The 15,443-nt window shown below is 42.9% G+C and carries 12 protein-coding genes, 4 tRNA genes and 1 pseudogene; 14 read left to right on the forward strand and 3 right to left on the reverse strand.

Features of this window, described 5'->3' with window-relative positions:
* Positions 1–1,006 precede the first annotated feature (1,006 nt).
* From N480_RS14600 to nth, 12 genes are all read left to right on the forward strand, one after another.
* Positions 1,007–1,083: transfer RNA gene (locus tag N480_RS14600), tRNA-Asn, on the forward strand.
* 22 nt (positions 1,084–1,105) lie between these two features.
* A tRNA-Asn gene (locus N480_RS14605) sits at positions 1,106–1,182 on the forward strand.
* Between the two features lie 18 nt (positions 1,183–1,200).
* A tRNA-Asn gene (locus N480_RS14610) sits at positions 1,201–1,277 on the forward strand.
* Positions 1,278–1,300: 23 nt separating this feature from the next.
* A tRNA-Asn gene (locus N480_RS14615) sits at positions 1,301–1,377 on the forward strand.
* A 244-nt stretch (positions 1,378–1,621) separates the two neighbouring features.
* Complete coding sequence (locus tag N480_RS14620) at positions 1,622–3,565, forward strand: EAL domain-containing protein (RefSeq protein ID WP_063373221.1); 1,944 nt, start codon at positions 1,622–1,624, stop codon at positions 3,563–3,565.
* Between the two features lie 176 nt (positions 3,566–3,741).
* Entirely contained in the window at positions 3,742–4,323 is a 582-nt protein-coding gene (gene rsxA, locus N480_RS14625; protein ID WP_063373222.1) for an electron transport complex subunit RsxA, read from the forward strand.
* A 1-nt stretch (position 4,324) separates the two neighbouring features.
* Positions 4,325–4,879 (forward strand): electron transport complex subunit RsxB, encoded by a 555-nt coding sequence (gene rsxB, locus N480_RS14630; protein ID WP_063373223.1) that lies wholly within the window; start codon positions 4,325–4,327, stop codon positions 4,877–4,879.
* 9 nt (positions 4,880–4,888) lie between these two features.
* Positions 4,889–7,768, forward strand: a complete 2,880-nt coding sequence (gene rsxC / locus N480_RS14635; RefSeq protein ID WP_081231885.1) for an electron transport complex subunit RsxC — start codon at positions 4,889–4,891, stop codon at positions 7,766–7,768.
* Entirely contained in the window at positions 7,765–8,817 is a 1,053-nt protein-coding gene (gene rsxD / locus N480_RS14640) for an electron transport complex subunit RsxD (RefSeq protein ID WP_063373224.1), read from the forward strand. Before rsxC ends, rsxD begins: the two co-directional genes overlap by 4 nt.
* A complete protein-coding gene (gene rsxG / locus N480_RS14645) occupies positions 8,814–9,452 on the forward strand; it encodes an electron transport complex subunit RsxG (RefSeq protein WP_063373225.1) in 639 nt (212 codons plus the stop codon). Before rsxD ends, rsxG begins: the two co-directional genes overlap by 4 nt.
* The gene (locus tag N480_RS14650) at positions 9,449–10,147 is read left to right on the forward strand and encodes an electron transport complex subunit E (protein ID WP_063373226.1); all 699 of its coding nucleotides are present in this window, start codon (positions 9,449–9,451) and stop codon (positions 10,145–10,147) included. Before rsxG ends, N480_RS14650 begins: the two co-directional genes overlap by 4 nt.
* 92 nt (positions 10,148–10,239) lie before the next feature.
* Positions 10,240–10,872 (forward strand): endonuclease III, encoded by a 633-nt coding sequence (gene nth, locus N480_RS14655; protein ID WP_063373227.1) that lies wholly within the window; start codon positions 10,240–10,242, stop codon positions 10,870–10,872.
* On the opposite strand, the gene N480_RS14660 is transcribed toward nth, so the two are convergent.
* A complete protein-coding gene (locus tag N480_RS14660; protein WP_063373228.1) occupies positions 10,873–11,325 on the reverse strand; it encodes an Lrp/AsnC family transcriptional regulator in 453 nt (150 codons plus the stop codon). It lies immediately after the preceding gene.
* A 131-nt stretch (positions 11,326–11,456) separates the two neighbouring features.
* Between N480_RS14660 and N480_RS14665 the strand changes: the two genes are divergently transcribed.
* Positions 11,457–12,122 (forward strand): glutathione S-transferase family protein, encoded by a 666-nt coding sequence (locus N480_RS14665; RefSeq protein WP_063373229.1) that lies wholly within the window; start codon positions 11,457–11,459, stop codon positions 12,120–12,122.
* Between the two features lie 15 nt (positions 12,123–12,137).
* Positions 12,138–12,344 (forward strand): annotated as a pseudogene (locus tag N480_RS25770) (endonuclease III); the annotation flags it as partial.
* Between the two features lie 105 nt (positions 12,345–12,449).
* Here N480_RS25770 and N480_RS14675 read toward each other — a convergent pair.
* Together N480_RS14675 and N480_RS14680 are read right to left on the reverse strand one after the other, a co-directional pair.
* Positions 12,450–13,124, reverse strand: a complete 675-nt coding sequence (locus tag N480_RS14675) for a hypothetical protein (protein WP_063373231.1) — start codon at positions 13,122–13,124, stop codon at positions 12,450–12,452.
* 408 nt (positions 13,125–13,532) lie between these two features.
* A complete protein-coding gene (locus N480_RS14680) occupies positions 13,533–15,113 on the reverse strand; it encodes a PAS domain-containing methyl-accepting chemotaxis protein (RefSeq protein ID WP_063373232.1) in 1,581 nt (526 codons plus the stop codon).
* Between the last annotated feature and the right edge of the window lie 330 nt (positions 15,114–15,443).

The following is a 15,443-nucleotide window of genomic DNA, read 5'->3' on the forward strand; positions in this document are numbered from 1 at the left end:
AAATAGCTGCGTAAAACGTTTTTAAAAGCAAAAATTGATTTTTTTAACCTATTTTCCTACAAACCACGTTCTGCACAAAAAATGTCAAATTTATTTCAAATCCTGTGTAACAGCGGCTCACTTTTTGCACACCACACAAACGATATTGAAATATTCCTGTAAAAATATACACAACACGCTCCCATTCAACACAAAACAGGTAAGTAGTTGTTTATTATAAAATTTAAAAAAGTTTAAAAAACTATTGCTTCTCTCCAATGCCACGGTTTACTTAGCTTTAGAAGAGTTCTTAAAGATTAATAAACAATGTTATCCACAGATTCCGTGGATAAGTTTGTAGAGCCTTTTAAAATAAAGGCCTAAGCAAGGATCTTAATGGCTGCGTAAAAAGCGTAAAATGATCTATTTATTTTACATCACAGATCTAAATAAAAAGCGTCTTATTTTGTTACTCAGCTAGACTATATTCACGATTACGCAACTTAATCCATAATAGAAACAAAAAACATAACCCATTATTTGCTAAGGAGTTTATAAAAACAAGCAGTAAAAATATGCAGTAACGCTATAAAATTTGAGTAAAATATTTACCATTATTTTGTCATTTCCTTTGCCGGGTACAAATATATCAAGATCTGATTGGTGATCAGAATCACCCAAAATACCGATCTTAAAGAAAGTGCAAAAAACAGCCCTTTCGAATGTTTTTAACGCACAAACGGCAAAAAATGACCAATATCTAATTTAATACACTCTATACTACTTATTGATGTTCTCTCATAAAAGCGTCAAAGGTCCTTAAATTAAGTGCTAGATCCCGACAAAAAACTATCCATAAATGAATACACCAGCCCACTAAGCTACCTTTTTCATATAAAGCTGATTAAAAAAGGGCTGAATTGTCGATTAATCCAGCGAACAAACAGTTTTTTTGCACTCTAGTGATTTTTATTGTTGACACTTTGCCATGTCGTCATTAATATTTCGCCCCGTTGAGAGACATGCTTCCCCCTTAGCTCAGTTGGTTAGAGCGACGGACTGTTAATCCGCAGGTCCCCCGTTCGAGTCGGGGAGGGGGAGCCAAGTTTCTGAACGTAATAACGATTCCCCCTTAGCTCAGTTGGTTAGAGCGACGGACTGTTAATCCGCAGGTCCCCCGTTCGAGTCGGGGAGGGGGAGCCAAATCGTTATATGTGTAGTTCCCCCTTAGCTCAGTTGGTTAGAGCGACGGACTGTTAATCCGCAGGTCCCCCGTTCGAGTCGGGGAGGGGGAGCCAAACACACATTACCTCTATATTGTTCCCCCTTAGCTCAGTTGGTTAGAGCGACGGACTGTTAATCCGCAGGTCCCCCGTTCGAGTCGGGGAGGGGGAGCCAATTCCCAGAATGTATTAGACTTTTTTCCATCAATGCTCTACTCTACAAGCACCTTTGTCGGTGATTTTTCACTATAATGTTAGAACCCATTTTGGCACTTTGATAGGAAAATTGTAGCGATTTACTTTCCTCTATGAATCCAATTTAGGTACTTTTTCAATTTAGTGGCTGTAATACTTCACATAACTTAGCACTTTTATATTGCTAGAAGGCAATTCTCCCATTTTCAGGTAGAAGATAAATAATGGCAGGCTTTAAAAAACTCATATTTTTACAATTTATTTCTTGGTTACTCTTCTCTGCGGCTGGCAGTTTTTTTGTCGCGTCAAGTTTTGACAGTGCCGTGAGCAAAGCACAAATGAGTGCCCAGAAAATGGTTAGCAACTATATTCAAGAAAAAACCATGACGGATATGACTCCTGAACATATTCGATTATCTCTAAGTAATGGAGATGTTTTTTCTACATTTATAGTACGTGATTTTGCTGGGCAAACAGTTTTACAACTTGGTAAACCAACACAACTGCCCTTTTTAGCAGACCTTATTGCCAACTCTTTTAACTCAATTCGACCCCAGTTCGCGGTAAACAAAACGAAAGACATCAAAATAGAGTTTGTTATTAACGCCCAAAGCCAAGCATCTCTTTTACAGCAGTCATTGCTATTGATGTTGCTTATTTCAGCGTTGGTAGCATTTATCCCTATCTTTTACATGCAAGCAATATACAAAAAGCTCAACCGCAACGTTAGTATGACCGTCGCCAATGCCGTTGACGTCTATATCACCCAGAACCAAGTAACCGAAAGTATTGAAGAGGACTTTAATACAGGTAAAGTTACAGAGTTGGGCGCAGAGCTTGCGCCTTCTTTTAACCGTTTGGCGCACTTTTTGAAGAGCAAACAAGAAGATATAAAATCTGCTGCACATTCCATTAAACAAGAAGCTTATAAAGATGTTGTTACGGGTCTTGGCAACCGCAACATGTTTGTTGAATATTACGAACATCAAATCGAGCAATCAAATAACAAGAGTTTTGGTACCTTAGCGATGATCCGCTGTAGTGAGCTACAGATGATCAACCAAACTCGAGGCTACCAAAAAGGTGATGAATATATCCGCGCCGTATCAGACATTGTCAAACATGTCAGTGGTACCTACACCGGCAGCCAAGTATTTAGGCTTAACAGTTCAGACTTTGCGGTGATTTTACCTAATGTACCTTCAAAAGAAGCTGAACAGTTTGGTGAAACATTACAAGCTAGATTTACTCAATATCAGCAAAATCAAGAACTTGCTTCAGTTGCAAATGCAGGGATCGTCTCCTATGAATCAGGTAAACCGCTCGGCGAGCTGCTTTCAGTTGTCGACAATGCAATGAGTATGGCGCAAAGCAAACAAGCCAATGCTTGGCATTTGCAACGAGAGAGTGACATTGTTAATAATGTTGGTGCAGGGTTTGGTAACCAAAACTGGCGCCGAGTTATCCGAGAAGTGATAGATAGCCGTCGCGTGAATCTTATGATGCAAAACATCATGCCAATAGGCAAGAATGTTAAAGCATATGCAGAGATCCAGTCTCGATTTAAGACAGAAGATAATCAAATGCTGCCAACTGCCTCGTTTTTGGCCATGGCAGAAAAGTTAGAAATGGCCATTGAAATTGACCAGTTAATCATTGATAGTTCTTTGGAATTAATCAAGACGCGCAACTTCAATGAAAAGTTTTTTGGTATTAACGTGACGGCATCTAGCGCCCACAGCGACCAATTTGTTATATGGCTAGAGCGGCGCTTGCTTAAAGATGGTAACTTGGCATCTAAGCTTATTTTTGAAGTAAGTGAATTTGGTTTACAACAAAACATTAAAGCCAGTAAGCGTTTTATCGATATGGTTCATAGAGTCGGCGCTCGCATAACCGTAGAACGATTTGGTGTAGGTCTTACCTCATTTAAATTTTTCAGAGATTTAAAGCCAGATTTTATCAAAATGGACGCCAGCTATACCCGAGGTTTAGAAGAAGACAAAAACAACCAGTATTTTATGCGCCTAATGGTTGATTTGGCACACCGAATTGGCGTCAGTGTTTTTGCTGAAGGTGTTGAAAGTCAAGAAGAAAAACACATTGTCGAAACACTTTGTCTCGATGGTGTACAAGGTTATTACATCGAGAAACCTAAAGAGATTTAAACGTACCAAGTTGGAGAGAGTCATACTCTCTCCATTTTTTGTCAACATTCCCTACCAAAATCCCCTATCAACCCAAATAAAGTGTACTAAATGTTGTGATCTCGACGATGAAAATTGTTAGAATTTCCAGTCTTATAACACGTTGAGAAACGATGATTGCGAGTTAAGGGGCATAAATGACAGAGTATATGTTGTTGCTTATCGGCACAGTGCTGGTAAACAACTTTGTATTAGTACAGTTTTTGGGTCTGTGCCCATTTATGGGCGTTTCAGGAAAGCTAGAAACCGCCATCGGCATGTCGTTAGCCACCACTTTTGTACTTACTTTGGCTTCGGTAACCAGTTACTTGGTCAATCAATATATTCTAATACCACTAGAACTCACCTTTTTACGCACCATGAGTTTTATTCTGGTAATTGCAGTAGTTGTGCAGTTTACAGAGATGGTAGTCAGAAAAACGAGCCCTACCCTTTATCGTTTACTTGGCATCTTTTTACCACTGATTACAACGAACTGCGCAGTACTAGGCGTTGCACTTCTCAACATTACTAAAGAGCATACTTTTATCAGCTCTGCTGTGTATGGTTTTGGTGCGGCTGTTGGCTTTTCACTTGTTTTAGTACTTTTTGCAGCCTTGAGAGAAAGGCTTGCGGTTGCCGACGTGCCTGTACCTTTCAAAGGCGCTTCAATCGCAATGATCACAGCAGGTCTCATGTCACTTGCATTTATGGGCTTTTCTGGATTGGTGAAGATTTAACATGACGCTAATTTATGCTCTTATAGCGATAGGTGCACTCGCACTCGTTTTCGGGTTAATTTTAGGCTACGCCGCAATTAAATATCGGGTAGAGAGTAACCCCATTGTTGAACAGCTTGATGCCGTTTTGCCACAAACCCAATGTGGCCAGTGTGGCTATCCAGGCTGCCGCCCCTATGCCGAGGCAATCGCCAATGGCGATGAAGTTAATAAGTGTCCGCCAGGCGGTGAAGCCACCGTTAAAAAGCTCGCCGATTTAATGGGAGTCGAGGCGAAACCGCTCGCCGGCGGCGAAGAAGCCGAACCGGTAAAAAAAGTTGCGTATATTCGTGAAGACGAATGTATCGGCTGTACAAAGTGTATTCAAGCCTGCCCTGTCGATGCCATCGTTGGTGCAACACGCCAAATGCATACCGTAATTGCTGATGAATGCACAGGGTGTGATCTATGTGTTGAACCCTGCCCTGTAGACTGTATAGATATGATCCCAGTCGCCGAAACAAAACAATCTTGGAAATGGCAAATTAATGCTATTCCAGTGAAACAACTTGACTGAGAGGTTTAAGTGGAAACATTACTTGAACAAATAGAAAGCGGAAAACTGTGGCAATTCCCTGGTGGGATCCATCCTCCCGAGCAAAAGTTCGTTTCAAATCAGATTGGTATTGGTAACTTACCGTTACCTGAATACTTAGTGCTTCCTCTAAAACAGCACATTGGTGCCAATGGGCAATTACTGGTAAATAAAGGGGAGCATGTTTTAAAAGGGCAAGTACTGACACGCCCAGGTACCAACTGGTCTCTGCCAATACATGCGCCAACTTCAGGCACAATTACAGACATCAAACCAATGCCTTCCGCGCACCCTTCGGCGATGCCTGAACTGAGCATAATCTTGACGCCTGACGGCGAAGACAAATGGTGCTCACTTACTTCGAGAGAGTCTATTGAGGACCTAGACAACAAGGCGCTTATTGATATTCTGCACCACGCTGGTATCGCGGGTATGGGAGGCGCGGGCTTTCCCACCTATGTAAAAGCGGATAGCGCCAAACAGATCGAGTATTTAGTCGTCAATGGCGTGGAGTGTGAGCCATACATTACCGCTGACGATATGTTGATGCGTGAACACGCAAAAGAGATCATTTCTGGTATAGAAGTTATGATGTCGATTTTATCTGTGCAACGCACGTTGGTTGGTATTGAGGACAATAAGCCACAAGCCATAGAGGCAATGCGAGCCGCAGCCAGTCACAACGATAAAATACTGATCCGCGCTATCCCTACTAAGTACCCTTCTGGGGGCGAAAAGCAACTGATTAAAGTACTTACCTCAAAGGAAGTACCAAGCGGTGGTATCCCTGCAGATGTAGGTGTGCTAGTTCAAAATGTCGGCACCTTATATGCGGTCAGTGAAGCGGTGTATCAAGGCAAGCCGCTGATAGAGCGTGTTGTAACTGTCACAGGCAACACCATCCACACACCGCAGAATGTTTGGGCATTATTGGGGTCAGAAGTTAAGCACTTATTGCATAGTCAGGGGTTTACACCGGTTGACGATCAACGCGTGATCATGGGGGGACCCATGATGGGCTTTACTCTGCCGACCGTAAGGATCCCCGTGGTAAAAACCACCAACTGTATTTTGGCACCAGATAATCAAGAGCTGGCAGTTGCAGGTCAGGAGCAAGCTTGTATCCGCTGTAGTGCTTGTGCCGATGCCTGTCCACAAACACTGTTACCTCAGCAGTTACAGTGGTTTGCGAAAGGCAAAGAATACGAAAAGTTAGAAGAATATAATCTATTTGATTGTATTGAATGTGGAGCGTGCTCTTATGTTTGCCCAAGTGAAATCCCATTGGTGCAATACTACCGTGTCGCCAAAGCTGAGATACGCGAACAAAAGCTAGAGAAAGTTAAAGCCGAACGGGCAAAAGAACGCTTCGAGGCGCGTAAAGCTCGTTTAGAGCGTGAACAAGAAGAAAGGCAAAACCGTCACAAACGACCAGCTCGCACAGCCCCAGCAAAAGACAAAGCTAAAGTCTCAGAAGCTCTAGAAAGAGTTAAAAGCAAACGACCAGAGCAATCTGCTGTACAAGCCGCTATTGAACGCGCAAAAGCGAAGAAAGCTGACGGTGATACATCGACGCTTGAGCCAGATAATAGTGCCGTCGCACTAGAGCGTGCTAAACGTAAAGAGCAAGCGAGAAAATATAAAGAAGAAAAAGCTCAGTCAAGCGATGATAGCGCATCTAAAGATGCCGTCGCAGCAGCGATAGCGCGTGCCAAAGCGAAGAAAGCAGCTGCTAAAGCGGCACAAGAAACAAATGCACCAGAGCAAAAAGACGCAAAGAAAGCTGCGGTCGCTGCCGCAATTGCGCGCGCCAAAGCCAAAAAAGCTGGCCAAAGTGAAGCATCAGGTTCTGAGACCGCGGCAACAAGTGATAATGATCCGCGCAAAGCGGCGGTTGCTGCAGCCATAGCTCGCGCTAAAGCGAAAAAAGCCGCTAAGGCCGATGAAGAGCCGCAGCCGCATTCAGACGAATCTGCCGAACAAGCTGTCGCCGAGCCTGAAGATCCGCGCAAAGCGGCGGTTGCAGCAGCCATAGCCCGTGCTAAAGCGAAAAAAGCCGCCAAAGCCGCTGAAGAGCCACAGCCGCATTCAGACGTATCTGCCGAGCAAGCTGACGCGGAGCCTGAAGATCCGCGCAAAGCAGCGGTTGCAGCGGCCATAGCCCGTGCTAAAGCGAAAAAAGCCGCTAAGGCCGATGAAGAGCCGCAGCAGCATTCAGATGAATCTGCCGAACAAGCAGCCGCCGAGCCTGAAGATCCGCGCAAAGCGGCGGTTGCTGCAGCCATAGCTCGCGCTAAAGCGAAAAAAGCCGCTAAGGCCGCTGAAGAGCCACAGCCGCATTCAGACGAATCTGCCGAACAAGCAGCCGCCGAGCCTGAAGATCCGCGCAAAGCGGCGGTTGCTGCCGCCATAGCTCGCGCTAAAGCGAAAAAAGCCGCTAAGGCCGATGAAGAGCCGCAGCCGCATTCAGACGAATCTGCCGAACAAGCTGACGCGGAACCAGAAGATCCGCGCAAAGCGGCGGTTGCTGCCGCCATAGCCCGTGCTAAAGCGAAAAAAGCCGCCAAAGCCGCTGAAGAACAACAGCCGCATTCAGACGAATCTGCCGAGCAAACTGACGCGGAACCAGAAGATCCGCGCAAAGCAGCGGTTGCTGCCGCCATAGCCCGTGCTAAAGCGAAAAAAGCCGCCAAAGAAGCAGAGCAACAAACTGAAGTAAGTGGCAACGCAGAAGAAGCATGCCCACAACCTGATTCAGAAACAGCTCAACTCAGCCCTGAAGACAAAAGAAAAGCGGCAATAAAAGCAGCTGTTGAGCGTGCAAAAGCAAAGAAACAAGCTCAAGAACAAGAAGGAAATGATCTGTCATGAAATTAACCATGGCTTCCTCGCCTCACAATCACAGCCTCAAATCTGTCAACAAGTTAATGACTTGCGTGATGCTAGCTTGTGTACCTGGCATTTTAGTACAAAGTTACTTCTTTGGAATTGGCGTACTTATCCAGCTCGCTTTAGCCTTAATTTGTGTCAGCGCGGCTGAAGCTGCAATTCTAAAAGTTCGAAACCGCCCAATCTGGCCAACCTTAAGTGATGGTAGCGCTTGGTTAACAGGGGTGCTTATAGCTGTGAGTATTCCGCCGCTCGCCCCATGGTGGGTCGTTGTTATAGGCAGTGTGTTTGCAATAATTATTGTGAAACAGTTATATGGCGGGCTAGGTTTTAATTTGTTCAATCCGGCAATGGCAGCGTACGTATTGCTGCTCATTTCATTCCCAGTACAAATGACTGCATGGCAGCCCATAAATGACTTATTAGCAGCCCCGCTCTCTTTTGTTGACCAACTAAGCCTAATATTCACAGAGACAACACGAGCAGGCATCACCTTAGATGTTGCTAGGCAAGTCATTGATGGCGCAACAGGTGCAACCCCACTGGATCATGTGAAAACGGCGGTGTCTCAAAATATGACTACAACAGAAGCCATGGATAACATCGCTTTCAGCCGCTTTGCAGGCGAAGGCTGGCAGTGGGTAAATCTCGCTTACTTACTGGGTGGACTTTATTTATTAAAAGCAAAAGTGATTAATTGGCATATTCCTGTTGCAATGTTAGCGTCTTTGAGTATCTGTAGTGCCCTAGGCTTTGTATTTGGAGGACACACAGGACTCGCGTTTCATTTATTGAGCGGTGCAACGATGATCGGGGCTTTCTTTATTGCGACGGATCCGGTGTCGGCTTCAACAACCAATTTGGGTCGCTTAATCTACGGTGCTTTGATAGGCCTACTTGTTTATTTAATTAGGCAGTTTGGGGGTTACCCAGATGCGATTGCATTTTCAGTATTGTTAATGAACATGGCTGTTCCTTTGATTGATCACTATACCCAGCCACGTACTTATGGACATGGAGCTCGTAAATGATATTAGCCTCAATGAAGAAAAATGGCGCTATTCTCACCGCATTTGCGCTGGCTACAACAGGAAGCGTGGCGCTAGTGCAGCAATTAACTGCACCTCGTATCGAAGCTCAAGAAAAAAACCACCTAATGCAAACGCTGACTCAGGTTATTGCTTCGAATAAGTATAATAATCAACTTTACTTAGACTGTATTGAGAGCAATGTGCCAGAACTTGGGCCAAATGGCCCGCACCGAATTTACCGTGCAAAGCTCGATGAAAAGCCAGTTGCCTTGCTGGTTCAACATATCACTCCTGAAGGTTATAGCGGCAATATAAACATACTCACTGCGGTATATGCCAATGCTACTATCGCTGGGGTTCGAATTACGCAGCATAAAGAAACACCCGGATTAGGTGATAAAGTAGAAACCAAGAAATCTGATTGGGTTTATTCATTTAATGAACAACAAGTCACAAGTGACAATGACGTCCGCTTTAATGTTAAAAAAGATGGCGGTGTATTCGATCAGTTTACTGGCGCAACAATCACACCAAGAGCGGTAGTCAAATCTGTAAGCTCAGCCACATGGTATGCACACCAAAACTTTGATGCGCTCTTTGCGCAAGACAACCTATGCCAGCAGGAGACGCTATGAGTGAGTTCAAAACCCTAGCACACGAAGGGCTATGGAAAAATAATGCAGCCTTAGTACAGCTACTGGGCTTGTGTCCCCTGCTCGCTGTAACCAGTACAGTGACTAATGCGCTCGGTTTAGGAATAGCGACCTTACTTGTTTTAGTTGGTTCAAACGTGACAGTCTCAGTCGTCAGAAATTGGGTACCAAAAGACATTAGGATCCCTGTATTTGTCATGATCATTGCCGCATTTGTAACTATCATTGAATTATTAATGAATGCTTATACCTTCGGCCTCTATCAATCATTGGGGATCTTTATTCCTCTGATTGTGACTAACTGCGCCATTATTGGACGAGCAGAAGCCTATGCATCGAAAAACTCACCACTACTGTCAGCATGGGATGGCATCATGATGGGGCTGGGATTTGCTGCTGTACTGGTGATTTTAGGGGCGATGCGTGAATTAATTGGCCAGGGGACGCTATTTGATGGAGCAGAATTGCTCTTGGGCGAATGGGCAACAATGCTGCGTATTTCAATCATCGATTTTGATAACCAATTCTTAGTGGCGATATTGCCGCCCGGCGCCTTCTTAGGCCTAGGGCTCATCATTGCGGTTAAAAACTATTTTGATGAACGCCAAAAAACGAAAACTCAACCGGATCCAAGCCCCGAAAAAGCGCCACGCGCACGCGTTACAAGCCTTACTTAACACAAAAACTAAAACACCTACCCAACCGTCAATTGAGTGGGTGTTTTAACTAGATGTATTGACTATGTCTAATAACTTGCAAGTAAACCGTCATGAATAAAACAAAACGTCTTGAGATTCTCTCGCGGTTACGCGACGACAACCCAAACCCTAAGTCAGAGCTCGAATACACGACCCCGTTTGAGCTGTTAGTCGCCGTAACCTTATCTGCGCAAGCCACCGATGTAGGCGTGAATAAAGCTACGAGAAAGCTCTTTCCCGTTGCAAATACCCCAGAAGCCATTGTTGCTCTCGGTGTAGAGGGGCTAAAAGAGTACATAAAAACCATAGGCTTATTTAACTCCAAAGCCAATAATGTACACAAACTGAGTCAGATACTCATCGACAAGCACGGTTCGGAAGTACCGCAAAACCGCGAAGCACTCGAGGCACTGCCAGGCGTAGGCCGGAAAACCGCAAATGTCGTATTAAATTGTGCATTTGGTTGGCCAACAATCGCCGTTGATACACATATATTTCGCGTATCCAATCGCACTAAGTTTGCCATGGGTAAAGATGTGGTCGCGGTGGAAGAAAAGCTCGAAAAAGTAGTGCCTAAAGAGTACAAAGTGGATGTACACCATTGGTTGATCTTGCATGGTCGCTACATATGCACAGCCAGAAAACCTAAATGCGGTAGCTGTATTATTGAAGACTTGTGTGAATTTAAAGATAAAGCGGAATAATTAAACTGCTACTTCTAATCCTAATTTATTGGACTGAATTACAACTTTAGAATGGAACTTTTTAACGTTTGAATTTGACATTAATAAACGGCGAGATAGTTTATCAAATTCGTTCATATTCTTGACTACGATGATTAAAACGAAATCAACTTCGCCTGCAGTATAATAAAATTGTTGCACTCGCTTTTCTTGATTAAGGCGTTCGATAAAATCATCTAATGCTTTTTCTCCGCCTTTTTCCAGACATACATCTACAATTAAAGTCGCAAAACCTTCTAACTTGTCTCGGTCAATTATCGCGACTTCTTTTTTGATAATACCCCAATCTTTAAGCTTTTTAATTCTTCGCTGACAGGCTGACGCAGACAAACCTATTTGATGACCAATGTCTTCGGTACTGACTCTGCTATCGAATTGAATAATATTTAAAATCTCTCTATCAAAATCATCCACGCCCACAATCCTTCATATTTTAAAGAATAACGCCTAAAACAATGCACTAAGAAGTTAATTTAGCAGCGATACTAACTTAACTTATACCTAAAATAAACATTGTACTTAGCTGAGAATAAAAAGAGGTTAAAGTGAATAGAATTTTATACAGTGGTAATAGGAACGCATCTAGCTGGGCATTTCGCGCATGGCTGGCTTTAAAAGAGCAAGATATTCCTTTTAAAGAAATTATTGTCGATATTCGTAGACCACAGCGCTGGAGCAACCTAGCAGAAATTGGCAACTTCTCACCTGCTGCAGCCATCCCTGTTCTAGATGATAATGGATTTATTATTTTTGACTCAAATGCCATCATGGAATACGCCAGTGAATTAGGCACAAACGCCCTGCTCCCTGAAGATATAAAAGCTCGAGCGAAAGCCAGATCATTAGTGGCATGGCAACATTCAACTTTTGGTCGTATATGTCCTTGTTTATTTTTCGAAAGTGCCTTTTATCCAGAAAAAAAAGCTTTATCTGATGCCGAAGTAGCTGCAATAGAAAACGTCTATTCGATTTGGGAAGATTCTATTACGCTATTTAAAGGAAAGTACCTCGTCGGGAACTACTCTTTGGCCGATATTATGTTTGTACCTTCAGTAGTTCGATTTACTTCTCACTATCAACCAGATGAAAGGTGGCCAAATGTTCAGAACTGGACAAAAATCTTACTAAGCCGCCCTTTTGTAAAGGAATGGCTAGATGAGGCTTCTCAACTAGAACCCATTTACTTACCTGGTTATAGAAACGATCCATAACCTCTACCTTGACTATCTTTCGACTGGCCAACAATCGCCGTTGATACGCATATATTTCGCGTATCCAATCGCACTAAGCTTGCCATGGGTAAAGATGTGGTCGCGGTGGAAGGAAAGCTCGAAAAGGTAGTGCCTAAAGAGTACAAAATAGATGTGCACCATTGGTTGGTCTTGCATGGTCGCTTCATATGCACAGCCAGAAAACCTAAATGCGGTAGCTGAATTATTGAAGATCTGTGCGAGTTCAAAGAAAAGACCGAATAAAGCGTATAGCTTGCAGTAGAAAACATGCTTCCACTGCAAGTCGCTCATCGTCTCACTAACCAATCACCTTTCATTTAATAGCCGCCTAGCGTCGACAAACTTTCTTACCAGTAAGCTCTTTCCAAGCGTGTGGGTTAATTGGTGATACCAGCCGGTAAACAATACTCTCAGCAGCCAATAAAAAAGAATGCCTATCATTAAGTAAATCAGCGCGTTGCTATCAATAAAATCAGGCCAGCTATCCGATGTGTTCGCCGAGAAAGACATGACCGCCCCTAACATTGCGTAACACGCTCTCCATGTATGTCTGACTATACGGTGCTTTCCTGAAATACCACCATTTATGATCATCTTGAGATCTAAACAGGCGGACATTGCAGCTACAGAGGCATGAATCGTCAAAATCATTTTAAAGGTTTCTGGAATATCGGCAGTAGACACAAAATAAAAAAGGCTGATACTGACATAGGTAATAAGACACATAGACAGTATGTCAAATATCCCTACTGTGTTCTCTTTTCTTAATACCACGGCCCACGCAGTCACACCATAATAAAAAGTCAACATTGCCATAGTCGCTCCACCATTGAGCAATGCTGCTGTCCCAGCCATAACTAACATTGTTAAGAAAAAAAGACTTCCAGACCATCTGTGCTTAGTTTTTCCCTTCGCAAAACTTAAAGCCCCTATACCAAACAACAACAACAATGAACCCGCTATAATATGTAACGTAAGCATTATACCTCCTTGTATATTATTTAACGTGCTAAATTAGCAGCGCCTCAGCCAAATGGGTTTGACTACACAAATGCGGCCTAACAATTTGTTCAATAACAACCCAAATGTTAACCACTAATTGCGGTTATAAAGTGACATAGTGTTGATATTCTGAATACCACTGAAATGTTACAAAACGTTATGTGTAGTCGTGCTAAGGAAATTTAATGACCTGCTGCAAATTCATTATACTGTGAACATGTGTATGACTTTAAGCAAAAGCCTCTCCCCGTATAAACACATCTACAAAATCTATGTCGTCGCGATGGTCACTTTGATCTGACAATGACACTGTGACTGTTCTGCTTTGGTGAAAGACAGGGTGCGCTGGAAAAAGTATGGCTTTATCACAAAAGCCATACTTACTATTTAACGCTGAAACTTAGCAATAAACTGATCAACGAGAGATTTTTGATCTGCAAGTGCTTTTTGTGTGTTTGCCATGGTGGCTAATGAATTATCAGAACTCTCTAAAGAGTCCGTCGCTAGTTGTGAAATCGTAACGGCATTATTATTAAGCTCATTACTTACTCCTGACATTTCTTCTGTTGAAGTTGCAATTTGATAGTTCAAACTTGAAATGTCGTTCACAATAGCATTGATACTGTCTAATGATGCTTTAGTTCCTTCGGCTTTCTCAACACATTGGCTAGACTTTTCAACACCATTCTGGATAGCCTGCACAGCTCGCTCTGCCCTTTGTCGTAAATTCGCGACAATGTCATCAATCTCTTTTGTAGAATCTTGAGTTCGCTGCGCTAATGCCCTAACTTCATCTGCAACCACCGCAAACCCTCGTCCTTGCTCGCCAGCTCTTGCAGCCTCGATTGCAGCATTTAAAGCTAACAAATTAGTTTGCTCTGAAATGCCTCTGATCACGTCAACAACCCCACCTATATTGACCGTTTGCGCATTCAGATCCTCTATATCGGATTGCGTTTTTGTCAGCTCTTCAGAAAGCGTGTAATTGGTCTCCATATTATCGTTTACCGCCGTACTGCCTTCTTTCACTGACTTTAATGCAGCTTCTGATTGCTGAGCTGCATTGTTTGTATTTGAAGCAATCTCTTGAATTGTCGCTGTCATTTGATTAATCGCTGTAGCCAGTGAGCCTGTTTGCGCTTGTTGGTTGTTTAGTAGCTGGGCGCTTTTATCACACTCATCAACAGTTTCTTTTGCATGTCCCCTCACCGTATCACTGGCGTCTTTTACTCTTCCTAGCACTGCTCTTAATTCAGACTCTCGCGCCAACAGCGCCAGCTCAATTGCTGCAATATCGTTTACTTTATCAATATAGATTTTTTGCATCAGCGGGTTATCGTAGACCTTGCGCGCTTTTTTGCTCAGCTCCCTAACAGGTGAAAGACGTTGATAAGTTAAAATGAGAGTCACTACCACCAATACAGTTTTTAAAATGTATGACCAAGGAGAAGGTAGCGAGGTAAGTACCATACTCAGTATGTAAAATACGCCAATAATGAGCATCATTTGTGTCGGCAGAGACATAGATGCGCGTGTAAAGCTCTCCACCGAGGCTCCATCGTTGAGTTTTTGGTAAATTTTTTCTGCGCGATTAATTACTTTGCGATCAGGTTTAGTTCTAACCGATTGATATTCAACTGTTTGTCCAGAGCCATTCGTTATAGGTGTCACATATGCGTTCACCCAGTAGTGATCTCCGTTTTTACAGCGGTTTTTAACCATACCCATCCATGGCTTACCTGACTCTATGTAATTCCATAGATTTTGAAAAGCTGCTTTTGGCATTGTAGGATGCCGTACAATGTTGTGTGGCTTACCTTCTAACTCGTGTAATTCAAATCCAGCGACCTCACAAAACTGCGGATTTGCATACTTTATTTGCCCTTTTGTATTTGTTGTTGACAATAAATTGTAGGAGCTGGGGTAGTCATACTCCCGGTTTGTAAAATTAGATCTTCCTTTAGCCATGGCAACTCACTCTAAATAAAAAAGCAATAATAAATTATTACTTCTACGCGAGCATGACAATAGTGATGAAAAATTGTTCTAAATCAAAATATTGAATGAACTAAACTCGTTTTTACAGATGTTTCTGCTAAACCATAACGTTATTATTTATTCAATTTAGTAACAATAGAACAGATAAATAGACATTTTAACTTTTAAAGTCGCCTATAGATTTGCCAAAATTCTCAGCGCAGCATCAAAGTAAAAGTTAGCAAAGGCTTGTTAATTAGCAAGTAAGAAGGAAGTAATAGAACTACATAGAAAAGAAAATGGCGTCCCCTAGGGGATTCG

Source organism: Pseudoalteromonas luteoviolacea S2607, from assembly GCF_001625575.1.
GTDB classification, from domain to species: Bacteria; Pseudomonadota; Gammaproteobacteria; order Enterobacterales; family Alteromonadaceae; genus Pseudoalteromonas; species Pseudoalteromonas luteoviolacea_E.